Genomic DNA, 294 nt, shown 5'->3' on the forward strand with positions numbered 1-294 from the left:
TCAGCTAAAATATCGCCTGCTTCAACTTTATCACCAACATTCTGGAACCAGTTTGCCACAACACCTTCTTCCATAGTTTCGTTTAATCTAGGCATATTTATAATTGTAGCCATATTGTAACTTATAAAAGGATAATCTTCTTGTTCATAAACAACATCATAGAATTGATTTACTGGTGGATATGGAGATCCTTCTGCGAATTGTTCACATTCTTTTACCATAGTTTTTAACTCTTTATCTCTTGCAGCAATTTCGTCTGAAGTTGCCCAGCTTTTATCTTTAATTACCTCTCAA

The 294-nt window shown here is 34.0% G+C and carries 1 protein-coding gene; it reads right to left on the reverse strand.

Annotated elements, in window-relative coordinates:
• Window positions 1-221 (reverse strand): biotin/lipoyl-containing protein (locus ACY2RX_RS14635; RefSeq protein WP_490104722.1); only part of this gene is annotated, 221 nt, incomplete at its 3' end.
• Between the last annotated feature and the right edge of the window lie 73 nt (window positions 222-294).

Source organism: Polaribacter sp. 2405UD43-2 (assembly GCF_058147125.1).